Origin of the sequence: Chryseobacterium sp. C2(2020), assembly GCF_014218915.1 — a bacterium.
Classification (GTDB): Bacteria; Bacteroidota; Bacteroidia; order Flavobacteriales; family Weeksellaceae; genus Chryseobacterium; species Chryseobacterium mucoviscidosis.
This window is the reverse complement of the sequence record NZ_JACLCT010000021.1, coordinates 24,197-48,253: the sequence shown is the minus strand read 5'-3', so window position 1 is coordinate 48,253 and position 24,057 is coordinate 24,197. Positions and strand designations below refer to the sequence as shown.

Annotated in this window: 21 protein-coding genes and 1 pseudogene; 5 read left to right on the top strand and 17 right to left on the bottom strand. The window is 35.7% G+C overall.

The genetic code is table 11. The features are described from left to right. Positions 1 to 28: 28 nt before the first annotated feature. From lepA to H6W52_RS12945, 7 genes are all read right to left on the bottom strand, one after another. Entirely contained in the window at positions 29 to 1,825 is a 1,797-nt protein-coding gene (gene lepA / locus H6W52_RS12975) for a translation elongation factor 4 (protein ID WP_087706645.1), read from the bottom strand. Positions 1,826 to 1,916: 91 nt separating this feature from the next. After that, positions 1,917 to 3,716, bottom strand: coding sequence for a hypothetical protein (locus tag H6W52_RS12970; RefSeq protein ID WP_116098720.1), 1,800 nt, complete (start codon positions 3,714 to 3,716; stop codon positions 1,917 to 1,919). A 132-nt stretch (positions 3,717 to 3,848) separates the two neighbouring features. Further along, positions 3,849 to 4,868: a hypothetical protein gene (locus tag H6W52_RS12965; RefSeq protein ID WP_185216740.1), complete on the bottom strand. Its 1,020-nt coding sequence runs from the start codon at positions 4,866 to 4,868 to the stop codon at positions 3,849 to 3,851. 21 nt (positions 4,869 to 4,889) lie between these two features. Beyond that, positions 4,890 to 5,897 carry a hypothetical protein gene (locus tag H6W52_RS12960; protein WP_116098718.1) on the bottom strand — a complete coding sequence of 336 codons (1,008 nt, stop codon included), beginning with the start codon at positions 5,895 to 5,897 and terminating at the stop codon, positions 4,890 to 4,892. A gap of 96 nt (positions 5,898 to 5,993) precedes the next feature. Continuing rightward, the gene (locus tag H6W52_RS12955) at positions 5,994 to 6,506 is read right to left on the bottom strand and encodes a hypothetical protein (RefSeq protein ID WP_076391070.1); all 513 of its coding nucleotides are present in this window, start codon (positions 6,504 to 6,506) and stop codon (positions 5,994 to 5,996) included. Positions 6,507 to 6,513: 7 nt separating this feature from the next. Further along, positions 6,514 to 7,140, bottom strand: coding sequence for a hypothetical protein (locus H6W52_RS12950; RefSeq protein ID WP_228457576.1), 627 nt, complete (start codon positions 7,138 to 7,140; stop codon positions 6,514 to 6,516). An 18-nt stretch (positions 7,141 to 7,158) separates the two neighbouring features. Next, on the bottom strand, positions 7,159 to 7,710 hold the full coding sequence (locus tag H6W52_RS12945) for an RNA polymerase sigma factor (protein ID WP_076391069.1): 552 nt from the start codon (positions 7,708 to 7,710) through the stop codon (positions 7,159 to 7,161). A 316-nt stretch (positions 7,711 to 8,026) separates the two neighbouring features. On the opposite strand from H6W52_RS12945, the gene H6W52_RS12940 reads away from it, so the two are divergent. The 4 genes from H6W52_RS12940 (at position 8,027) to H6W52_RS12925 (ending at position 12,548) form a co-directional block, all read left to right on the top strand. Beyond that, entirely contained in the window at positions 8,027 to 8,776 is a 750-nt protein-coding gene (locus H6W52_RS12940) for a Rossmann-like and DUF2520 domain-containing protein (RefSeq protein WP_116098717.1), read from the top strand. Next, the gene (locus H6W52_RS12935; RefSeq protein ID WP_076391067.1) at positions 8,766 to 9,287 is read left to right on the top strand and encodes a KdsC family phosphatase; all 522 of its coding nucleotides are present in this window, start codon (positions 8,766 to 8,768) and stop codon (positions 9,285 to 9,287) included. The genes H6W52_RS12940 and H6W52_RS12935 overlap by 11 nt, the downstream gene beginning before the upstream one ends. Before the next feature lie 10 nt (positions 9,288 to 9,297). Continuing rightward, complete coding sequence (locus tag H6W52_RS12930; protein ID WP_076391066.1) at positions 9,298 to 9,852, top strand: Maf family protein; 555 nt, start codon at positions 9,298 to 9,300, stop codon at positions 9,850 to 9,852. A gap of 86 nt (positions 9,853 to 9,938) precedes the next feature. Continuing rightward, positions 9,939 to 12,548, top strand: a complete 2,610-nt coding sequence (locus H6W52_RS12925; protein WP_116098716.1) for a tetratricopeptide repeat protein — start codon at positions 9,939 to 9,941, stop codon at positions 12,546 to 12,548. A gap of 16 nt (positions 12,549 to 12,564) precedes the next feature. On the opposite strand, the gene tsaB is transcribed toward H6W52_RS12925, so the two are convergent. From tsaB to rpiB, 9 genes and pseudogenes are all read right to left on the bottom strand, one after another. Beyond that, positions 12,565 to 13,248 (bottom strand): tRNA (adenosine(37)-N6)-threonylcarbamoyltransferase complex dimerization subunit type 1 TsaB, encoded by a 684-nt coding sequence (gene tsaB / locus H6W52_RS12920; protein WP_116098715.1) that lies wholly within the window; start codon positions 13,246 to 13,248, stop codon positions 12,565 to 12,567. A gap of 53 nt (positions 13,249 to 13,301) precedes the next feature. Further along, on the bottom strand, positions 13,302 to 13,733 hold the full coding sequence (locus H6W52_RS12915) for a nuclear transport factor 2 family protein (protein ID WP_116098714.1): 432 nt from the start codon (positions 13,731 to 13,733) through the stop codon (positions 13,302 to 13,304). Positions 13,734 to 13,748: 15 nt separating this feature from the next. After that, positions 13,749 to 14,501 (bottom strand): SDR family NAD(P)-dependent oxidoreductase, encoded by a 753-nt coding sequence (locus H6W52_RS12910; protein WP_116098713.1) that lies wholly within the window; start codon positions 14,499 to 14,501, stop codon positions 13,749 to 13,751. A gap of 259 nt (positions 14,502 to 14,760) precedes the next feature. After that, positions 14,761 to 15,132: pseudogene (locus tag H6W52_RS12905) on the bottom strand (YraN family protein). 207 nt (positions 15,133 to 15,339) lie between these two features. Further along, positions 15,340 to 16,269, bottom strand: coding sequence for an LD-carboxypeptidase (locus H6W52_RS12900; protein WP_185216738.1), 930 nt, complete (start codon positions 16,267 to 16,269; stop codon positions 15,340 to 15,342). Beyond that, on the bottom strand, positions 16,262 to 16,951 hold the full coding sequence (locus H6W52_RS12895) for a LysE family translocator (RefSeq protein WP_076391058.1): 690 nt from the start codon (positions 16,949 to 16,951) through the stop codon (positions 16,262 to 16,264). The genes H6W52_RS12900 and H6W52_RS12895 overlap by 8 nt, the downstream gene beginning before the upstream one ends. A gap of 148 nt (positions 16,952 to 17,099) precedes the next feature. Beyond that, positions 17,100 to 17,612 carry a hypothetical protein gene (locus H6W52_RS12890; protein ID WP_116098710.1) on the bottom strand — a complete coding sequence of 171 codons (513 nt, stop codon included), beginning with the start codon at positions 17,610 to 17,612 and terminating at the stop codon, positions 17,100 to 17,102. Further along, positions 17,612 to 19,765, bottom strand: a complete 2,154-nt coding sequence (rnr, locus tag H6W52_RS12885) for a ribonuclease R (protein ID WP_116098709.1) — start codon at positions 19,763 to 19,765, stop codon at positions 17,612 to 17,614. Before rnr ends, H6W52_RS12890 begins: the two co-directional genes overlap by 1 nt. A gap of 334 nt (positions 19,766 to 20,099) precedes the next feature. Then, positions 20,100 to 20,534 carry a ribose 5-phosphate isomerase B gene (gene rpiB, locus H6W52_RS12880; protein WP_116098708.1) on the bottom strand — a complete coding sequence of 145 codons (435 nt, stop codon included), beginning with the start codon at positions 20,532 to 20,534 and terminating at the stop codon, positions 20,100 to 20,102. A gap of 637 nt (positions 20,535 to 21,171) precedes the next feature. Here rpiB and H6W52_RS12875 point away from each other — a divergent pair. Next, positions 21,172 to 22,362 carry a phosphoglycerate kinase gene (locus tag H6W52_RS12875; RefSeq protein ID WP_116098707.1) on the top strand — a complete coding sequence of 397 codons (1,191 nt, stop codon included), beginning with the start codon at positions 21,172 to 21,174 and terminating at the stop codon, positions 22,360 to 22,362. An 809-nt stretch (positions 22,363 to 23,171) separates the two neighbouring features. On the opposite strand, the gene H6W52_RS12870 is transcribed toward H6W52_RS12875, so the two are convergent. Then, positions 23,172 to 23,993 carry a class I SAM-dependent methyltransferase gene (locus H6W52_RS12870; RefSeq protein WP_087706679.1) on the bottom strand — a complete coding sequence of 274 codons (822 nt, stop codon included), beginning with the start codon at positions 23,991 to 23,993 and terminating at the stop codon, positions 23,172 to 23,174. Between the last annotated feature and the right edge of the window lie 64 nt (positions 23,994 to 24,057).

The window sequence follows — 24,057 nt, the reverse complement described above, 5'->3', positions numbered from 1 at the left end:
TCTTTTGTCTTTTTACTTGGCTCTTTCACTAGTCATTCAGCTTCAAAACAGCCATAAATGCCGATTGCGGTACTTCTACCCTACCAATCTGCTTCATTTTCTTTTTACCTTCTTTCTGCTTTTCCAAAAGTTTACGTTTTCTGGAAATATCACCTCCATAACATTTTGCGGTTACGTCTTTTCTTAACGCTTTAATGGTTTCTCTTGCAATAACTTTCGTTCCTAATGCTGCCTGAACGGCAATATCAAACTGCTGTCTCGGGATCAGCTCACGAAGTTTTTCACACATTTTCTTACCAATGTGATAAGCGTTCGAATCGTGAATCAATGAAGATAAAGCATCTACCATATCTCCGTTGATCAGGATATCCATTTTTACAAGCTTGGAAGCTCTGAAACCAATCGGATGATAATCGAATGAAGCATACCCTTTAGAAATAGATTTCAGCCTGTCGTAGAAGTCGAAAACCACCTCAGCCAAAGGCATATTGAAGATTAATTCTACCCTGTCTGAAGTCAGGTAACTCTGGTTAACAATTTCTCCTCTTTTTTCGATACAAAGCGTCATTACAGACCCTACAAAATCTGATTTTGTAATGATAGAAGCTTTAATATAAGGTTCTTCTACTCTGTCCATCGTGGTAGGATCCATCATTTCCGATGGGTTATTAATCATAATCGGAACTTCAGGTTCTTTTTTGGTATATCCGAAGTAAGATACGTTGGGAACCGTTGTAATTACGTTCATGTTGAACTCTCTGTCCAGTCTTTCCTGAACGATTTCCATGTGAAGCATTCCTAAGAACCCGCAACGGAAACCGAAACCAAGCGCCGCAGAACTTTCAGGTTCGAAAACCAGAGAAGCATCATTCAGTCTTAATTTTTCAAGAGAGAATCTTAATTCTTCAAAATCCTCAGAGTCAATCGGATAAATTCCGGCAAAAACCATTGGTTTTACTTCCTCAAAACCTTCAATCGGCCCTGCTGCAGGTTTTTCAAAAGAAGTGATTGTATCTCCTACTTTTACTTCACGCGCGTCTTTAATTCCGGAAACCAGATATCCTACATCTCCACATTCTACCGATTTCTTCGGAACCTGCTTTAATTTCAGTGTTCCTACCTCATCGGCTCCGTATTCTTTTCCGGTTGCGAAGAATTTAATTTTTTCGTTTTTAGAAATACTTCCGTTTACCACTTTAAAGTAAGCCTCAATTCCTCTGAACGGGTTGTAAACCGAATCAAAGATCAAAGCCTGAAGCGGCGCATCCGGATCTCCTACCGGAGCCGGAATTCTTTCTACAATCTGCTCAAGCAAATGGTGAACTCCTTCTCCTGTCTTCCCGGAAACCCTTAAAACATCTTCATAGTCGCAACCGATCAGGTTCATGATTTCGTCGGTTACTTCTTCAGGATTTGCGGAAGGAAGGTCGATTTTATTCAGAATAGGAATGATGGTTAAATCGTTTTCCAGTGCTAAATATAAATTACTGATGGTCTGTGCCTGAATACTCTGTGCCGCATCTACAATTAGAAGCGCTCCTTCGCAGGCAGCAATGGAACGGGAAACTTCGTAAGAAAAATCTACGTGTCCCGGTGTATCAATAAGGTTTAAAATATATTTTTCTCCTTTGTATTCATAATCCATCTGGATGGCGTGGGATTTTATGGTAATTCCACGTTCTTTCTCCAAATCCATATCATCCAGTGTCTGAGACTGCAGTTCTCTCTGAGTCACCGTATTGGTATATTCCAAAAGACGATCCGCCAAAGTACTTTTACCGTGGTCGATGTGGGCGATTATGCAAAAATTTCGTATGTTTTTCATTTAAGAATCTTGTAATTTGCAAAGATAACAAAATGCAGGATAATTCCTTAGTGTTAATTTTGAAGAACAAAAATTTAATTTCAAGCCTTTATTAATTTCCAAAATTCACGAAATGCGGAATGTCTGTGGTAAAGCCGTTCATGGGCAAAAGGTTGTTCCGGTTGCTGTTGAAATCGAACAATGAATTATTGTCAAAAGGAACTTTTGGATAATAGGTGAAGGAAATCTGAATCCGGTTGAATACCAGAAAAGGATTATTAATGAGAACACCGATTCCTATTTTTGTATTGACGTTTGTTTTTAATAATTTTTCATCGGGCATTGCCAACCAGCCTGCTGCTGCTGTTAAGTAAGGACTGAAATGAAAGTTTTTCCAGGTTTTATTAACGAAAAGCTGAAGCTGATATCGCAGAACGAGTTTTTTTGTCCCGATATAATCTGCACTGTACACCGGAAACTCATCGCCCGCGGAGAGATTGATGCGGTCTCTGTAAGAATAGTTGTGCTGCGGATTTCCTAAGGCTAATGTGGGAGAAAAAAAGTGTCTTGCACTGGCAAACTTCCAGTCCATAAGATTCGTGAAATACGTCCCATCTAACCGGAAAGATTCGCGGTTTTGTCTGTCTTCGTTGAAGAATCTTCCGAATTGTGCTTTCACACTGAAATATCCGATGTCGGTAAAATCTCCGTATGCCACGGAAATTCCGGCATACGGAATGATTCTGTTGCTTCTTGATAAACCTCCCGCTGTAAGACTCGCCGAAGTTCCGTACGCAATATCTTCCGGAAGATCGTACTGAAAGATATTTTTCTGAACAGAGAATTTTCGCTGTATAAATCCTACAGATGCCAGAAAACTGCTGTAAGAGGTAAAGTAATCGTACTTGTCTATTGCCGGATTGTCTTTGTACTGATAATTCTGAAATCTTCCGATTAAAGCAATATTGCTGGAAACTTTTTCTGAAGTTTTTGAGGCAATGGGAATCTGGTAACCTCCCCATAAATCCTGACTGTACACTTTAATCTGAGCTTCGGGAAAAACAGTTTCGGATTCGATCGGCAGCAAAACCCGGCGCATAAAGTACTCAAAATTAAATCCTCCTGCCCATTTCGTTAAAGGAGAGAAAAAATCGCGCGTTGCACTGAGGCTGATTCTTTCATTTCTGGCAAAATCTCTTTCTCCCAAAATCTGTGCATTAATGTAGGAACCCCATAAATTGTATGCGGTGTAACTTCCGAGTAAATAATTCTGCTTTTCTTTGGAATCGTTACGGTACAGAAAACTTAAATCATGCCCCAGTCCGAGAAAATTTTCTTCGGTAACGCCTAACCCGATTTTACTTCCGGAATAGCTTGCTCTGGGTTTCAGACTCCATGAATCCAGCACTTTTACGATTACATCGATAGAATCTTTGGTGGAAGTACTGTCGGAAATACTGATGTTCACTCTGTTGATAAAAGGCATTGTTCTCAGCAAACGTTCAGACTCATAGATTTTCTGGGCATTGTATTCCTCTCCTTTTTGGAAAAGTAAATAATTATTAACGGTTGAAATTCTCGTATTGGAGTGAAGATGATTGGTAAACCAATCGTACCATCTGGATTTTTCTTTTTTGTCCTGAGAACCATAGCCAAAAGGATCTATGGTTTCGATTTTAATATTTCTGATGTATTTTCCGTCGTGCGTTTCCTGCACTACTTTTTCGGTGGTTGTTTTTACAGAAACGGAATCTGCTTCTCTACGAAATATAAAACGGTGAAGGAATTTGGTAAATTTTCTCTTATCTGAAAATTTTTCAATTTTATAATAGATCGAATCCTTTTTTTCCTGTGCGTGAAAAAAGAAGAAACAATTAAAAATAAGAGCTAAAATTACGATCGACTTGTTCATTTACCTTCTGAAATTCGGTAATTTTTTAGTATCAATTTACAAGCCATTAAAGTGCTGAATATTTTTTTTGCTGAGTAAAGAATCTTTTTAATTGGCAGAAAGTTTAAAAGAGAGACGCGCTGTCTCTCTTTTTTATGATAATTCATCAAAAATATCATTAAAATCGTACTCGCCTGTCATCGGATCGATGTAAATTTCCTGAGGATTATGACTCAGCTTATTCGGATTAAAAAGTAGTGCATCTGCAATTCCGCCGACTAATCCAAACATGATTCCTAATTTAACATCATATTGAGGCGGAAATAAACTTGAAGGTTTTGCGACGATGTAAAATCCTTTTTCGTTTTTTAACAGTTCCTGAAATCCTGAATAGGTATTTTTAAACGCTTTTCCGTTTTCTACATAGATAAACATTTTACGGGAAGGAATTTTCATTTTCTTTCCGTTTTCGGTTTTTACAGCCCTGTCTAATGTTCCATTTTCCCATCGCTCCAAAGTGTAGCCTTCTTCTGGAGTCTGCCTGAAAAACGAATTGTAATCCAGATAGATTCCTTCTTTCAGGCTTTCATTTTTAAAAGCAGGATAATTATTTACATAGCTTTGATAGTTGGAAATATCATCCAAGGTAAGATCATATTTTGAAGGTTTGGATTTGTATGTTTTTTCAAGATACAAAGAAAAAAAATGATGCATATTTCTCACCATCACATCGGCAACATCTCTGTGGCTGAACTTGAAAGTGGTGTCTTTTTTATACAGAAAATGATATTTACCCTCTTCTTTCACAAAGCTTTGAAGGGAAAATTTCATGGTTCCGATGTTTTTCCTTTCGTACGTTTCTTTTACAGATAATTTAAGATCATTGAGAACCAACACAAGATCCTGCTTCCCTCCTTTCAGATTGCTTTTACGGTACCATTCGGAAAAATCGTCTTCCGGACTGTTTTGAAACGAAACTTCTCTCATTTCTTTGCTGTCACCGAAAGGCAGAACTCCGATGGTTTTATCTTTTCTGTTATCAATAACAATTAATGTGTTGTAATCTCCTTTTCCATTATTGGGAATACTTCCTTTCAGTTTTATGATTTCTTTATTCTGTGCAAAAGAAACAATCAACAGACAAGTCATGGTAACTTGCAAAAACTTCTTCATCATTAAAATTTTAAATTAAAATTACTTCGTAAAAATATATTCTCCCGTAAGCGGATCGATGTAAATATTAGACAAATTTTCAGGTTTATCTCTTGCGGCTTTTCCGGAATCGAGTGCCGCACCTATCATTCCGCCGACAATTCCGCCCATCATTACACCAATCATGGCGCCGTTATTAACATTCTGAGGCGGAAACAGCTCAAGTCTTGAAGAAACTACATAATATCCTTTATCGTCTTTCTGCATTTCTAAGAAGCCAACAGGTGTAAGTCGGTATGCTTTTCCGTCTTCCACATATCCAAAAACATACTCGGCGGATAAAAGAAGATCTTCCCTGTTTTTAATCCCGATAACTTTTCCTTTTTTATTTTTATCTACATAATATCCTTCTTCCGGCTTTTGAAGAGAAAAAGATCTGAAATCTTTATACACTCCGTTTGTAAGTTCAGGAACTGTAAGATATTTGATATTTTTGCCTACGATTTCCTCATAATTATGAAGATCAGACTCAGCAATTGGAGTACTCAAAGCGATGTGCGAGTAAGAATCTTTAATTAAAGTGGAAAAAATAGTTTCTATGGCTACAGATATTACTCTTGGGATGTTGGGCGTTAATTTTGAATTGAAATCTACCGTACTGTTGTACCGGTTAATGAAATAATATTTGCCGTTCCTGTTGATAAAACTGCTGATTTTAACCTTTGCTTTTGCCAAGCCTGTGTTTTTAAAATCATCAATCCTGATTTCTTCCAACAACAAAACAATATCGTTATTATTTCCTTTGGTCTTATTATCGTTTGCAAACCAGTCTTCTACATATTTTTTGAGATCCTCATTTTCAAACTTCAACTGAACATTTTCTTTTTTGTAGGTTACAGTTCCTAAATCTTTTTCAGTTCTGTTATCAATCAGGGTTAAAGACTTTACCCGTGAGAATTTATCTTTAATACTTTGGTTGAGCTTTATATATTCAGTTTTCTGCGCTGTTAAAATACACGAAAACATTAAAAACAGAATTATCTTCTTCATCGTTAAAAATTTTCGCAAAAATATCGTTTTAATTTAAAATTAAACGACCCTCACAAATAAATTGCAAGGGTCGTCCAACATTAAAAAAATAAACTATTATGGGTTTTGTCTTGAAGCGTTATTACTGCCATTATTTCCGTGAGGTTTTCTTTCGTTCATTTTATCTCTCATCATTCCCTCAGACTGGAAAAGCTTCAAAACTTTTTGGCATGGTATTACTTTCTGCATTTTGTCTGCATATTTCTTCCTGTTATCGAGCAGCTTCTGCCCTACTTCAAAACTCTGCTGAAGCTTGGCTTTTGCCTCCTCATCCGATAAGTTTTCAGGATTAAAATCAGAATTAAACTGACTTTTTATCTGCTTCTGGCTTTCCAGATATTCATTATAAATATCGGTAAACTCTTCCTTATCACTGGGATCAATATCCAGATTATCCATCACCATATTATTCCTGAACTTCATCAGAAGATTTTTTCTTTCCTCAGGAGAAAGATTATTGATGATTTCCTTTCTCTGTTTAGGATCCATCTTCTTCCAGTCATAATCTGTCCTTTGGGCATTCAGACCAAAACTATAGATAATAAAAAGCGTAAATAATATCTTTTTCATTTTTCTTTTAATTATACAAGTCCAAATAAACGTCCTGTGTAGAATTGCTTGCCAGTTCCGAAATTTCGGAATTTGAGAAGGAATCCAGGTACTCGTTCATCTGAGCCTCATTTTGTTTCGAAACAGATGGTGAAGATTTTGGTCTTGCTTCATCTGTCGTCTTAGCCGGTTTTTCTTCTTTCGCTAAAGACTTATTGTTGTCCTGACTGCTACCTGTTTGATTGTTATTCTCAACAGAAGTTAAATCAGATTTTAAGGTTTCATAAGCAATCTGGCTTTCCGTTTTAGGCTCCTGATTGTTTGCTGCAACCTGTTGCTGTACCTGATCTGCAGAATCTCCGTTGTTGAAAACAAAAGTCGCTCCAAAAATCAAGGCAAGTGATGCCGCAGCTGCATAAGCCCAGTTAAGTCTGAAAACCGGTGCTTTTTTTACAGGCAGAACACGCTTTACAACATTATCCTGAACGGTTTCAAATAATTTTTCAGGAACGGTGTAAATATTCTTACGTTCCAATTGCTCCAGATCAAAATCATTCATTCCGCTCAATACCTTTCCCTGAATATTTTCAAACAAATTTTCGGGGACTTTGTATATGTTTTTGCGTTCTAATTTTTCCAGATCAAAATCTTTCATGCTGTTGTTTCTCAAAAATTATCTTTCGTAATTCTCTTTGATGTATTCTTCAATCTTCTGTTTGGCATAATGATAATTTGTTTTTAATGTTCCTACGGACATATCTACAATTTTAGATATCTCTTCGTAAGGCAAATCATCATAATACCGCATCATAAATACCAGTTTCTGCTTTTCCGGCAGACTTTGTATGGCGTTCTGCAGCAAAATCTGTATCTCTTCTGCATCTCCGTCTGTATTGTCTGCAATAAGATTCTGCATATGATATTCGGGATCTTCATCGGTTTTCTGCATTTTCTTCAGTTTGTTGATCTGCTGCAGCGCCTCATTGGTGGCGATTCTGTACAGCCATGTGTACAACTGGCTGTCATTTTTAAACTGATGAAAATTCTGATAAGCTTTAATAAAAGTCTCCTGCAAAGTGTCCTGAGCAAGATCTCCGTCCACAATAATTCTTCTTATGTGCCAATACAATCTACTCTGATAAGCATCCATCAGTGCACGAACTCCTTTTTCCTGAGTTCGCGGATCTTGCATCAACGAAATAATTTCCGTGTCTTTAATCTTCATAGGATGCTTTCATTGTTTTGGATTACAAAAATAACTGAAAGTTAAATTACTCCTTCAATTTTTAGTCCAAATATCAAAACTAAAAATAAGAATTATTTTAAACCTGTCGATCATCTTCTTTTTAAAGGATAACCTTATATTCTTCGAATTGCTTTATCACAGGACATTTATTATTGAAATATTGATGTGTATATTAAAAAGCAACTGTAAAATATTTATTTTTAAATCCTGTTTCAGAAAATTTAAAATTAATTAATTCTGATTATAACAACTAAGTTTCCTCTTCCAAATCATTGCAAAAACTTATATTTGTTTTATGCAAATTGTAATTATCGGTTCAGGAAATGTAGCCTATCATATGGCAAAAGCATTCGTTCAGAATAAGATTCCTTTGGCTCAGATTTTTGGAAGGAATGAGGAGGAATTAAAAAAAATCTCCGAAGAATTAGAAATCACTTATTCAACTAAAAATTTAGTCGATTCAGATTTATACATCATTGCCGTAAGTGATAACTCCGTTGAAGAGGTTTCAGAAATGATTCCCATAAAAGACTGTCTTGTTGTTCATACTTCCGGATCGTTACCCAAAGAAAGCTTAAAAGGAGATTATCGGAAGGCAAGTTTTTATCCTTTGCAGACCTTTTCAAAATCTAAGGAGCTTGATTATTCTAAAATTCCCTTTTTTATCGAAACAGAAAATGAGCAGGATAAAAAAACACTTTTTGAAATTGCTTCGAAGATTTCAGAAAACGTGATGGAAAGTACCCATGAAAAAAGAAAATATATCCATCTTACCGCAGTTTTTGCCTGCAATTTTGTCAATCATCTGTTTGCAAGGGCCAAAGAAATTTCAGATTCTCAGGAAATTCCTTTTGATTATTTTTTACCATTGATTGATGAGACTGTACAAAAAATTTACGAAATTGAGCCCCGATCTGCCCAGACCGGTCCCGCAGTAAGGAACGACAAAAGAATACTGGAGCTGCACGAACAATTACTGCATGGAGAAAGTCTGGAAATTTATAAGACAATGAATCACTCAATTCAGAAAATGTATGAGTTATAAAGAGAAATTAAAAAATATTAAAGCGTTTGTATTCGACGTAGATGGCGTTTTTACAGACGGAAGCGTGTATCTTATGCCCGGAGGAAATATGTGCAGGGTAATGAATGTTCTGGACGGATACGCCGTAGTTAAAGCATTAAAAAACAATTATTTAATCGGAGTGATCACCGGAGGAAATGATGAAATGGTAAAACACAGAATCAATTATCTGGGTATTGAAGATTATTATGCAAAATCCCACAATAAGATGGCAGATTTTGAGGATTTCAGAAGAAAAAATCATCTGAAGTACGATGAAATTTTAACAATGGGTGATGACCTTCCGGATCTTCAGATCATGAAAAGTTCTGCCATTTCTGCGTGTCCGGAAAATGCAGTTCCCGAAATAAAAGCCATTTCCGATTATATTTCGCCCATCAAAGGGGGAAGCGGAGCTGTAAGAGACGTCATCGAACAGGTGATGAAAGTTCAGGGAAACTGGTTCGACGACGATGACACACAATCTACTTAATTTACTGTAAATGAAATTATTACTAGCCTCACAATCTCCGAGAAGAAAAGAACTTTTAACCAGTTTAGGGTTTGAATTTGAAGTCGTAAAGATTGATTGTGAAGAAATTGTTCCAGAACACATCAAAGTAGGGGAGTCTGCTGCTTATTTATCTGAATTAAAAGCAGATGCATTCCGAAGTCTTGAAAAAGATGAAGTATTGTTAACCGCAGATACCGTTGTAGCCATTGATGATCAGTTTCTGGGAAAACCATCAGATGAAAAGGAAGCTAAACAGATGCTTCAGCTTCTTTCCGGAAAGACTCATCAGGTTTACACCGGAATTACCATAAAAACCTCAGATAAAACCATCACACAGACCGATGTTGCCGATGTGGAATTGGATGAAATTACAGACGATGAAACAGAATATTATATTAAAAATTACAGACCTTTCGACAAAGCCGGAAGCTACGGTATTCAGGAATGGCTCGGAATGGCAAAAATCAAAAAAATAACAGGAAGCTATTATACGATCATGGGACTTCCTACTCATTTGGTTTACAAAATTTTGAAAGAAATATAACGAGTTTCCCCATAAAATTTTATTATTTTTACAAAATCATCAATCCTACTGATAATAAAAAGTAGATTAGCGAGTTATATTTAATAATGAAAAAGAATATTTTATTCCTTTTGATACTCTGTATCGTTGCTTCATGCGCCACAAAGGTAAAAAAGCCTGAACAGCGGTCTAAGTTTATGAAAGGATTTACCACATATTACAACACGTTATTTAATGCAAAAGATGCTTTAAATAATGAGTTTGAGACCCGCGACAAAGGGCATAAAGACAATTTTTATGCGCCTTATATCCCGATTCTTACGTATGAAGATCAGCCTTTGGGAAGTGATCTGGGACAGTCTGCTGCATTTGCAGAAAACTCCATGAAAATGGGAGAGATCAACCGTCCTCAGCAAAACACGGATTCTCGTGGCGGCCGTCCTCCCGAAATGCCTTCAGGAATGCCCGGAAATCCGATGTCGGGTGCAACGGGAATGGCTACTGGAGAATCCGGTCAGCCGGAACAGAAAGGGGCTACCACACTGGAAATTGCAGAAGCAAAGGCTTTAAAAGCTATCAACAAATATTCTGTGATCCGACATGGTGAAGAGCAGAACAAGCAGATTTTCGATGCGTACATGATTCTTGCACAGGCGAGAATTTACAGAGGGAAATCTTTGGAAGCACTTGATGCGCTAAATTATGTTTTCACGCACATGAAGGATGATAAAAGACTTCCTCTGGCAAGAATTTATCAGGGTTTAGCGTATGATCAGATCAAAAACTATCATAAAGCTCATGAAACTTTTGCCAAACTGAAAGGTGACAAAATTTCCAAGCAATATGAGAAATTACTGAGTATTTACTATGCAGAATCTCTTTTGGATGCAGGAAAAAAAGAAGAAGCCATAAAAGAACTGGATAATGCTTTTGAACTGAACAGCAACAGAAAGCTGAAAAGCCGAATTGCTTATCTGAGAGGGCAGGTTCTAGAAGGTCTTAACCAGAATGAAAAGGCTCGCGAAAGCTTTATGGCTGCTTACAAATACGCCAATGATTTTGAATTTGAGGTAAAATCCCAGATCGAAATTGCCAAAACTTTCAACGGAAACGGAGATTACAGCGGAGCAAGAAAATACCTTGAAGACATCAGTAAAAAAGGAACTTACGGATCCAGAAAAAACGAATTTTACTATGCTTTGGGACTGATGGCAAACAAAGCCGGAAAAAAGGATGAAGCTCAGGAATTTTTCAGAAAATCTCTGAAGGAAAAAGTGTCTGACGGGCAAATTCGGGGTCTTGCTTACTATGAAATCGGGAAGGGCTATCTGGATAAAAATGATTACATCGGAGCCGGAGCGTATTATGATTCTGCTTTGGCGGTAATGACTTACGAACCTTCAAAAGTCCTTTTGGCAGATCAGTCTACGTACATCAAAAAGATTTCAAGAAACTATTATCTGATCAAAAAGAACGACAGTATCCTGAATCTTGCAAAAATGTCTATCGACCAGAAAACAGATTTTTTCAATAAATACATTGCTAAAATCAAGGCAAAAGAAGAAAGGGAAGAACTGGAAAGAAAACGTGCAGAAAGAAGCAAAGGTTTTGATACGGGAGATTATAATGCAACTTCCATATTTGCCAACAGCTCAAATTCTTTTGAAGATTTCGGAGTGGCAACCAAAGGTTTCTATTTCAGCAATACAGGGACGGTTTCCAAAGGAACCCAGACCTTTAAGCAAACCTGGGGAGACAGAGCTTTGGTAGACAACTGGCGTTTTTCCAAGAAAATGGCAACAATCGAAGATCTTAAAAATGATGCTTTAGGAACCACTGCCGCACCAAATCCGAGACGTTTTGAACCGGCTTTCTACATAGAGCAGATTCCGACAGATGTTGCAAAACTGGATCAGCTTAAAAAAGACAGAGATACCGCTTCTTTAGGTTTGGGAGTTATGTATCAGAACTATTTTACCAATACGCCTTTAGCTACAAAAACCCTGTATGATCTGGTGGATGTAAAACCTGAAGAAAAAGTAATGTTACAGGCTTTGTATGAGATTTTCGCCATGAATTATGAAAAAAATCCACAGGCAGCCGAAAGAGCAAAACAAATCCTCTTAAAAGACTATCCTTACACATCGTATGCAGAATTTGCAAGAAATCCTAAAAGCAGTTCTTTCGTAAAATCTTCCGCAGATGTGGAAAACCAGTACAAACAGGCTTTTGCGCTTTATGAATCTGAGAAGTTCGGGGAAAGTAAAGATCTCATTGAAAAAGCGATCCAGCAAAATCCGAAGGATGCCCTGGTTCCGAAATTATATTTGCTGAATGCATTTAACTCAGGAAAAGCAAGTGGGAAAGAGGTAATGATTCTTCAACTGGAACAGATTGCCCTGAATTACGGTAAAACACCTGAAGGCGAAAAAGCCAAAGAAATGCTTAATTATCTGAAAAGTGACCTGAGCTTCCAGGCTACCGATAATAAAGGAAATGCGGTGCCTCAAAATCCGGGAGATATGGTAAACAATGTTCCGCAACAACCGACACAGCAGAATAACGGAATCGGCAGTTCTCTACAAATGCAGGGAAATAATATGATGAATAATCCTCAGCAGAGCCAGCCGATGAACAACAGCGGAAACAAGCCGCCCAAAAAACAAAATAACAATCAGCAGCCTCCTGTGAATACAGTTCCGGCAAAACCACAATAAAAATAAAAGCGAAGAACTACTCTTCGCTTTTATTTTTTTTCTTTACTCCATGAAAATCTTTGAGATAGAAAGGCTCAAAATAAGCAATGTCCTCAAATTCTTTCTGCTCTATTTTTTCAAGTGCTTTTTTTACTAAATATTTTGCAGAAGGATAGGAATTTTCATCAAATACGGCATTAGGAAGCTGTAAAATCTCTTTTGCTTTCTTGGTTCCATCTCCTGCAAACAGTATTTTTTTGTCTTTGAATTCTTCAAAAGAAGTTTCGTCTAGAATTTTAGCCTCAGTTGCAGAAATTTCTTTGCCTGTTTTTCCGTCATAAACCGCCGTATAAACCTCCATTCGTCTCGCATCGATCATTGGTACTATCAAATCGTAGTTTTGGTCTAAAAAAGGCTCTATGATGCTTTCCATAGAATTTACCGCAATCAATGGAATTTTTAGTCCGTAGCAGAAACCTTTTGCAGAAGCTGCACCAATTCTCAATCCGGTATACGAACCGGGACCTTTCCCCAGACAAACTGCTTCAATTTCCTTCATGGAAATTCCGGCTCCTTCCAAAGCCCATTCTACGAATGTATGCAGACTTTCAGACTGTTTGTAGTTTTCAGAAACTTCTTCCGTTACACACAACAGTTTTTCATTATCGGAAATGGCTACGGAACAGTTTTTTGACGAGGTTTCGAGATATAGAATTTTCATTTTTTAAATTTAAAATCAACAACAAAATCCAAATTGATTGTTTCAGTGCAAATTTATGGCTTTATTTCCACACTTTGCCTGCTCCAGAGTTTCCAGACCGATTTCTCTTTTTTCCAGATTTCCAGCAATGCAAGAATCATTTCGAATTTCTGGCTTATGTAGGTTCCTGAAACTTTTATTTTTCTTCTCAGTGAGCAGATATTTTTATCTTTTTTAAGCTCTGAAATTTCAATCTGTTCGATCTTATCATAAATTACTTTTTTCGAGCCGAAATCTCTCTTAAAATCCGAATAGTTCTGAATCCATCCATTGGAGTGTCCGAAAGAAACATCGTCTTCGAACAAATCTAAAACTCCGGAATCGTTATTCTGTATGAGAGAATCCAGTTTTACCGTCTGAGAAAGCAGTTGTTTTTCGTCTTTAGAATACTTCTGGGCATATCCTAAAATACAACAGAAACACAGTAAGAAGAGTAAAAGTTTCATAGTTCAAAACTCAGATTATAGCTTTCTGTGGATGGTTCTTGGTTCCGCCTGAGCAGAAGGGTAGATCGTCATATCCGAAATACAGACGTGTTTCGGAGCATTGATGCAGTAAGCAATGGAATCTGCAATATCTTCGGCTTTCAGAGGTTCGTAACCGGCGTAAACCGTTGCAGCTCTTTCGCTGTCTCCTTTAAATCTTACCATCGAAAAATCTGTTTCTACCGCTCCCGGCTGAATATTTGTTACTTTGATTCCGAATTCCGTCAGTTCGATACGCATTCCTTCGGAAATAACATCTACTGCTTTTTTTGTGGCACAATAGACCACACCATTTGCGTATGTCTGTCTCGCTGCAACGGAACTGATGTTGACGATATGTCCTGAATTTCGTTCCTTCATTTCCGGAATAATCATTTTAGAAACATACAGAAGTCCTTTCACATTTCCATCGATCATAGAATCCCAATCATCCGTTTTTCCGGCAGACAAAGGATCTAATCCATGAGCATTTCCGGCGTTGTTAATTAAAACATCAATATTTTTCCATTCCGAAGGAAGAGAACCGATTGCAGTTTCCACTTCTTCAAGATTTCTGACATCGAATTTTAAACTAAATATTTCGGTAAATTCTGAAAGTTCATTTTTTACATTTTCCAGAACTTCAGACCTTCTTCCGCAGATAATTATTCTGTTTCCCTGTTTTGCCAGAAGTTCGGCGGTAGATTTTCCGATTCCGGAAGTTGCTCCGGTGATTAATATTGTTTTCATTTTTACTTTTTATTTTTGAATTGTATTATGTTTTTTTGATTATCCGTTATTAATCGTACAGCTTTTTAACGCAAAGGATCGCCAAGATTCTTTTTATATACCAACTGTTTTTAATTTCGCAAAGCTACTTCTACAAGCTCAGCATAAACTATTCACTCAGCAAAGAACTCAAAGGTTTTTCAATTATGTCAGATTACGGACAATCATTTATTAGTATAACAATTTATCATTAATACATTTAATTCAATCTTAAATTAATTTAGTTCGCGTCAAATGCTTCAAAAGCATCGATGATATGTTCTATCACCAGATTTTTATTTTCGTCGGGAAGAACGGAAATGATATCAAATCGTACTTCCTGATTTTTATTGTATTCTTCCATGAAATAATTGGCAGCCAAAACAATCAACTTAATCTTTCGTTTGTTTACGGCTTCCTGTGGAAGATTAAACACATCAGTAGAACGTGCCTTTACTTCAACGACTACAATTAAACTATCTTTTTCGGCAACCAAATCCAGTTATGCTTTTTGGTATCGAAAGTTTCTTACCAGAATTTTGTAGCCGTTTTTCTGTAAATATTCAGCGGCCAATTCTTCTGCTTTTTTACCAAAATCGTTGTGATCTTCCATTATATCGATAGATTATTTTTTATACAAAAAATCACTGTTGAAAAACTTACAATCAGTATAATTATCCAAAAAATTATTCCATACAAAGTCAGATGATATTCTTCCTTCTTATTCCAGATTTCTCTTAAACTTAATTTTTCCCCTTTCATCAAACATTTAAAGAAGACAATATACATTCCTAAAGTTCGGAGAAATAACAGATTCATATTAAAACTCAATCTTAACCTTATTCTTAACCTCCATTCTCACATTTCCACCAATAATCAACGGTCTGTTGTCTTTGATGTGTCCATTCGGGAAACCGAAAACTGTTGGGAAATCATACTTTGAAATTCTGTCGGCAATTAACTTGTAGGCAAATTCATCAAAGCTTTCTTCATATTGTTTATTTTCTTTTTCATCGCCCATATTGGTCATTCCGCCGATAATCAAACCTGAAATTTTATTAAAAACTCCGGCTAATTCAAGACTCATGATCATTCTGTCGAGAGCATAAAAGTTTTCGCCGATATCTTCAATGAAAAGAATTTTATCTTTAAAATCAAAGGAATATTTCGTTCCTAAAAGCGCATAAATCAAGGCTAAATTTCCACCGACCAACTGTCCTTCAACGTTTCCTTTTTTATTGAACTGATGAGAGGAAAGGGTATATTTAAGGTGTTTTCCTTTTAAAACATCAAAAATAAGATCGTAGCTTTCTTCGGTAACACCAAAGCTCGATGTTTTTACAGTCTGTCCGTGAATGGATGCAAAACCTTTTTTCAAGAGATAACTCTGGATTACGGTATTGTCTGAATATCCAATGTACCATTTTGGATTTTTGGCAAAGTTTTTAAGATTAAGCTGCTGAATGAGATGCTGAGAACCGTAACCGCCTCTTGAAGCCCAGACTGCGGAAATTTCGCTGTCATTGAGCGCCCAGTTCATGTCTTTTAATCTTTCCTGCTCCGTTCCTGCGTAATTGTATCCGTTTGCATATTTCGTGTAAAGATGTTCTCCCAAAATGGGTTCGAAACCTTTACTTTTAATCAGTTCGATTCCCTTTTCAAGCTGGGAAGATTCTACGGCCCCCGCAGGAGAAATGATGGCTATTTTATCACCTTTTTTCAGAGATTTTGGAAAGATTATTTTATTCATTTGTCTTTTTGTATTTTACTTCAGTTTTCTCTGCTTCTTCCAGTCTTTTATCGAACTGATTGAATTTTTTAAAGCTCTGTAAGAAGATAAAGAAACTGAATATGATGAGAATTCCGCCAACAATTCTTCTGATTCTGTTGGCTAATTTTTGGGTAAGTCTGTCATGAAACTGCTTTGCAAGGAATATTTTTACCAGATCGATAAAGAGATACGTTCCGATGACGATTCCGATGTATAAAATGAAATTACTGGTATCCGGATACTGATTTCTCACCGAAATAACGGTGACAAGCCAGAAAAGGATGACTCCGACATTCAGAAGATTAAAGAAAAAACCGTTGACGAATGTTTTAAAATAGTTCTGATTGATGAATTTTTCTTCTCCGGGAATATGCATCTTGGTTTTGGTAACCATCATCACAATTCCGTACACAAAGATCAGAATGGCGGTAATTCTGTAAAATCCGGGATGTTTATCGATGAGCGTTACAATATCTGCACTCGCATAATACGCAGCCAAAATGCACAGAAGATCTGCAGAAATAACGCCTAAATCCAGTGCTAAAGCATGTTTCGGACCTCTCGAAAAGCTGGTTTCAATTAAAAGGAAAAAAATAGGTCCTATAAAAACCAGACTCAGCATGAATCCTAAAACGATGGCAGATAATATAAGTTCAAACATTCAGTGGTGTTTTCAATGAAATAATTTCATCTATTTATACAAAGTTAGTTTTTATGTTGTAAAAAGCAAATATGAAAATGATTTGATGTTATTTACTGTAAAATATTATTATCTGTTCTAAAAATAAAAAAACTGCAATTTCTTGCAGTTAATTTTCCGGACAATTTTCATTGTAACTAAATTTAAAATCTTTTCGAATCTTCAGCCCAAAAATACCTTTTTCGAAGATATAAGTGATTTGATTGTTTCCCCACATTTTTTTATAATCAATAAAGAAACTTCTTGTCATGTAGGAGTATTCATAAGCATTATCACTTAAATAAATATAAGTTGTCTTTCCTTTTTGATGACTATATTTTCCTCCAACTTCAGCAATCATATTTTTAAAGCAATATGTTTCTTTCTGAGGATTCATTCCGGTTATATAATTAATCAGAAAAAAGGCATTTATGATCATTGGAAATGTAATTCCAAAGAAATAATTTTTACCTAAAACTCCTATTCTGATAATGTTTTTATTGATCAAAATATTACTTATAATAACCAGAAGAAGAATAATTCCTACAAACCAATAAAAATTAAATACCGTTTTAAATATTACAGTAAATACCAAAACTGCATTAAGAATACTAAAAACGATATATTTATCAATTTTAGTCATTAATCAACAATCTTGAAATCCAATTGTTTTTGAATAAGATTTGCTTTAACCACTTTGATCTGAACCTGATCTCCCAACTGATATTTTTTACCATGTCTGTTTCCGTACACGGCGTGGGTTTTTGCATCATAAGAGTAAGAATCGTCGGTTAAATCTCTTAATTTAATTAATCCTTCCGCACCGTTTTCCGGAATTTCTACCCAGAAACCGAATTCTGCAACACCTGAAATAACCCCGTTGAAAGTTTCTCCCAAATGTTTCTCCATAAATTTCACCTGCATGAATTTTATAGAATCTCTTTCCGCATCTGCCGCCAATCTTTCCATATAACTGCAGTGTTTTGCTTTTTCCTCAAGATCTGCCTTGTTCGGAGATTTTCCACCATCAAGATAATGCTGCAACAATCTGTGTGCAATTAAATCCGGATAACGACGGATAGGAGAGGTGAAGTGGCTGTAATAATCGAATCCCAATCCGTAGTGACCGATAGGTTCTGTAGAATAAACCGCCTTGCTCATGCTTCGCATCGCCAGAGTTTCGATCATATTTTCTTCGCCTTTACCTTTTACATCGTGCAATAATTTGTTTAAAGATTCCGCAACTTTTTTGGTATTCGCTAAATCCATTTTATATCCGAAAGTCGACACAAAATCTCTCAAAGATTCCAGTTTTGCCGGATCCGGATCGTCGTGAACCCTGTAAATAAAAGTATTTTGTGAAATTTCTCCTCTTTTGTTCAGAGAAACAAATTCCGATACTTTTTTATTCGCCAACAGCATAAATTCTTCAATTAAATGATTGGAATCTTTGCTTATTTTAAAGTAAACTCCAACAGGCTCGTTGTTTTCATCCAAGTTGAACCGTACTTCACTTCTGTCGAAAGTAATCGCCCCGTCTTTGATTCTTTTCTGACGCATGATTTTCGCCAATTGATCTAAAACCAGGATTTCTTCTTTAAAATCGCCGTCTTTTCCTTCAATTCTTTCTTGTGCTTCTTCGTACGTAAATCGTCTGTCTGAATGTATTACTGTTCTTCCGAACCACTGTTTTTTGATTTCAGCTTTGTCATTCAGCTCAAAAACGGCTGAAAAAGTAAATTTATCTTCGTGCGGACGCAGCGAACAGACATCATTACTTAAAACTTCGGGAAGCATCGGTACAACACGGTCTACCAGATATACTGAAGTGGCTCTCTGATAAGCTTCATCATCCAGAATTGTTCCCGGAACCACATAATGCGAAACATCCGCAATATGAACTCCGATTTCCCAGTTTCCGTTGTCTAATTTTCTGATGGATAAAGCATCATCAAAATCTTTTGCATCTTTCGGGTCGATGGTGAAGGTTGTAATTCCACGCATATCCCATCTTTTTGCAACTTCTTCTTCATTGATGCTTCTGTCTATTTTATCTGCATCTCTTTCCACTTCTTCAGGGAATTCGTACGGCAGTCCATATTCGGCAAGAATAGAGTGGATCTCCGTTTCATGTTCTCCGGGAGCTCCTAAAACCTGGATAATTTCTCCTTCCGGATTTTTATCTCCCGGTCTCCATTCCGTCATTTTTACGATCACTTTATTCCCGTCTTCCGCACCTCCAAATTTAGGTTTCGGAACAAAAATATCAGTATTAATGGTCTTTTTATCGCAAACCACAAAACCAAAATCTTTGTGAGGAACTATCTGTAAAGTTCCCACAAATTCTGTTCTCGTTCTTTCTAAGACTTCCAGAACAGAACCTTCCAGTTTTTTTCCTTTGTATGTATAGGTTACAATTAATACTTTATCGCCCTGCAAAGCATCTTTTACGTTTTTGGAGTGGATAAAAATATCATCTTCAAGACCTTCTACCTTTACATAAGCATTACCGGACTGGTTGAAATCGATAATTCCTGTTAACGTTCCTTTGATATTAAGGTTAACAATATATTTTCCTTTTTCTGTTTCTTTAATTCTTTCGGCAGCCTGCAATCTGTGCAGTGCCTGAATCACAAGTTCTCTCTGTCTCGGATTCTTATAATCTATTCCGTCTGCAATCTGCTTATAATTATAGACCTTAGTGGAATTTTCATTCATAAATCTAAGGATCAGTCTTCCGATTTCCTTTAGTTTATGTTCATTTTTCTGACTTATATATTTTCTTTTTTTTGCCATTTTAATTTGTAATTCGTTAAATTTTCAATTCTGATATCTCAATCAGAGAGATTTAAAAATACCGAATAATCATGAGATTTTTAAATCTTAAAGTTTAGTTCACTGGTAAAAACCCATCAATTTTCCTTCCATTTATTCTACAACGGAAGTTTTAGTTTTGTATAAATTTAATACAAATATGGAGAAGAGTGGAGAAAAACCTTTTAATAATGTGTTTTTAAATTTTCTACAGGCTTGTATGGAAATAATAGATTGTAATTTCTATTGGACGCTGCAAATATACAAAATAAAAAATAAATAAGGCTTGCAAATTGATTTACAAGCCTTTATACTTTTAGCAGAATGCAATTTTGTCTACTCTGTTCTGATGTCTACCTCCTTCAAAGTCTGTAGAAAGGAATTTTTCAGCAATTTCAATAGCCAATTCCTTTGATATGAATCTTGCAGGGATCGAAATCATATTGGCATCGTTGTGCTGTCTTGCCAATGAAGCAATCTCCGGCATCCAGCAAAGCGCACAGCGAATCTTCTGATGTTTGTTGGCAGTGATCTGAACGCCATTGCCGCTTCCGCACAGCAAAATTCCCAGTTCATTTTCACCGTTTTCAACAGATGTAGCAGCGGGGTGTACAAAGTCCGGATAATCCACACTGTCTGTGGAAAACGTGCCAAAATCCTGAATTTCAAAACGTTCTGAAAGATAGTTCTTAACAATCTCCTTGTATTCATAGCCTGCGTGGTCTGCAGCAATTGCTATTTTTCTTTTCATAATACTTGTATTAAGCCTTTAATAGATTTATTCCACACAAAGTTAAGTATAATGTGGATAAGTCTTAAATTTTTGCGAGTTAATTGTGAAAACGCTTGTGGGTAACTGTTGAAAAAAGTTCTAAAACTAAAGTTTCGTAACATTGAAAAATTTTGTAATGGAATTTTGCTTTCATAGATCCTGCATTTTTTTACACAAAGTTATTGGGGAGAATTCTTGGTCTTTTCCATAAAATATTTATTAATAATAGTAAATTCTGAAAGTTACCCACAATTGTTAATAACGATGTGAAATACTATAATATCAATGCGTTACAATGTATATAAGTTGTGAATTGGCTTAAAATTAAATGTGGTAAAGTATTTCATTAAAATTTATCCCCTAAACTAACAATACTCAACAACAGTATCATTTTTCTTTTTTTAAGAGAAAAGAAATTATGTTGATTGATGAATGATGAGTCTGCGGGAAACTTTTTGAAAACTTTTCAAAGCTTGAATCGTTCTGAAAATTTTAAAATCTTACATTTGTGAAACAAAATTAGAACGAAATGAATGAACCCGACCTGCCGGAAAAAATGAAGCCAATGGATTCTCAAAGTCGGTTCACTTTACCCGAAAAAATATAAAATGTACATATGAAAACAATCAATGATTTCAATTTCAATGAAAAGAAGGCGCTTGTAAGAGTGGATTTCAATGTTCCGCAGGACGACCAACTTAAAGTAACAGACAATACGAGAATTGTTGCGGTAAAACCAACCGTGGATAAAATCCTTAAAGATGGCGGTTCTGTAATTTTAATGGCTCACTTAGGGAGACCAAAAGGAGAGGTTAAAGACGAGTTTTCGCTGAAACATATCGTAGACGAGGTTTCTGAGGTTTTAGGACAGGAAGTTAAGTTTGTGGACGAATGTGTTGGAGAAAGGGCTGAAAAGGCTGCTTCTGAGCTTAAACCGGGAGAAATTCTTTTGTTGGAGAATCTGCGTTTTCATAACGAAGAGGAAAAAGGCGATGAAGCTTTTGCAGAACAGCTTTCTAAATTAGCAGATGCATATGTGAATGATGCTTTCGGGACAGCTCACAGAGCACATGCCTCAACGGCGGTTATTGCTAAATTTTTCCCATCAACTAAATTTTTCGGTTTATTGATGGCTAAAGAGCTTGAGGCGATTGATAAAGTATTAAAAAGCGGTGAAAGACCTGTTACAGCTATTCTTGGTGGTTCTAAAGTTTCAACTAAAATTACCATTATAGAAAATATTTTACCGGCAGTTGATAATTTAATCATTGGAGGCGGAATGGCGTTTACTTTCATTAAGGCTTTAGGCGGAAAGATCGGAACTTCATTAGTGGAAGAAGATAAGTTACCTTTAGCACTGGAGATTTTAGAAAAAGCGAAGGAACATAAAGTAAAAGTTTATCTTCCGTCTGATACAGTAATTGCTGAAAGTTTCAGTAATGATGCCGACAGAAAAGAAGTAGATATTTACGAAATTCCTGAAGGATGGATGGGACTGGATGCAGGTCCGAAGTCGAGAGATCAGTTCAATGATGTATTGTTAAATTCCAGAACGATTCTTTGGAACGGACCGATCGGAGTTTTCGAAATGTCGAACTTTGCGGCAGGAACAGTTGCTCTTGGAGACAGTATTGCCGAAGCTACAAAATTGGGAGCTTTCTCTTTAGTTGGAGGAGGAGACAGTGTTGCGTTTGTGAAGCAATTCGGTTACGGAGAAAAAGTAAGTTATGTTTCTACCGGAGGAGGAGCGATGTTGGAAAGTCTGGAAGGTTTGGAACTTCCGGGTGTTGCTGCCATTAACAATTAAGAGAATTAATTTATATACTTTAAGTCCGCTTATTTTTCGGCGGACTTTTTATTTTAAGCTTGCTCAAAGTCATTTTAATTTTAACCGCAAAAGATACAAAAGACTTTATTGAATTTATTTAAAGTATTACAAAAGTCTGCAAAGAGAAAAATCTTTGATTTTTTTACTTATGTATTCTTTTTCAGTTTAAGTATTAAATTTAAGAAACTAAAGTGTTTAAATCTTTTGTTATATAAAAGTTTATTATGAAGCTTTAAAATTTTTATAAATTATTTTTAAAGTTTAAATATTGTTCTTAAAAAACGATCAGTATTTTTAATTTTCAAATACGAAGAACAAATTAACAATTTTCATTTTTGATTTACCAAAGAATAATTTGTCAATTTTTGAAAATTACCAGTGAATTGAAATTTCTACAACTAACCAAAATTTTTACTGATTCATTTTTTACTTAGTTGCTCATATTTGAGCCAATTTCAAAAATTGCCCAAAAATCAAAAAATATGATGATGATATAATGATTAAAATTTTCAAAATTCTAAAAGGATAAAAATTGAAGTTTTTAAAAACTATTGTTACTTTTCTAATTTTCAAAAAATAGAGTCAAATTTTGAGTTACTAACTTTTTACTAACAAATTTTAAAATTCTAATCTGATTTTTTCAACCTTGTGTAAAAAATATTCTGAAAATTTGAATCGAGTAGGGGAGTTGATAAAAAATAAAATCCCGGAGAATTTCCCGGGATTTTGATTTTCAAGGCTCAAATTCTGAAAAATTGATCTTCAGAAATGGCTTAAATTTCGATTTTCTACTTTTTTTCGATAATGTATATCAAACTTGAAAATTCGTTCGAAAAAAGGGCTTTTACGTTAGAAATCGTTCCGAAGATCGTTGCTTTTAGCCAAAATAGGGATGATTTTTTATATTTTTCGCTTAGCATAGAGATGTAATAAGAATCCAAAACCAAAGGTTTGATTTTTCTCATTTTCCAGTTGGGTTTTTTAGCAATCAGATTTTCCATACCGTTTTTTGAAAAATGATAGATGTGTCTCGGAACATCATACGCTGCCCAATATTCTTTATAATGTTTCGCATCGTATGAAGTAGGATTGGGAACGGCAATAATCAACAGTCCTTTGTCTTTCAGTTTACGATTGAAAATTTCGAGCATCTCGTCCTGATTTTCGATATGTTCAAAAACATGCCATAAAGTAATTGCGTCCAGACTTTTATCTTCAATGGAATGAATATTATCTAAAATAGTAGCTTTTGAAATTTTATTCTGGGCTGCTTTTCTTGCATCTGCATCCGGTTCAAAACCGAAAGTTTCGAAATCATTTTCTATAAACTTTACAAATTCTCCGGCTCCGCAACCGTAATCCAATACTTTTGATCCTTTGCTGATTCGATATAAAAGTATATTTTTTTTGTACTGCAAATTAAAGGATTGTAAAAATTTATACAATTTTTCTTTAAGACTTCCGGAATCCTGATGGTGGGAAATATAATCTTCACTTTCATAATATTTTGAAATATTGGATGGAATAGGGGAGGTCTTGAAAACTCCTTTTGTATCTGTTTCAATAATTTCAAAAATTTCCTGAGATAGAAAATGATCTTTTATTTTCATTTGATTTTTCTTTAAAATTAAAAATTAAGATATTCAGACCTTTGTATAAGCTCATAAATACCTT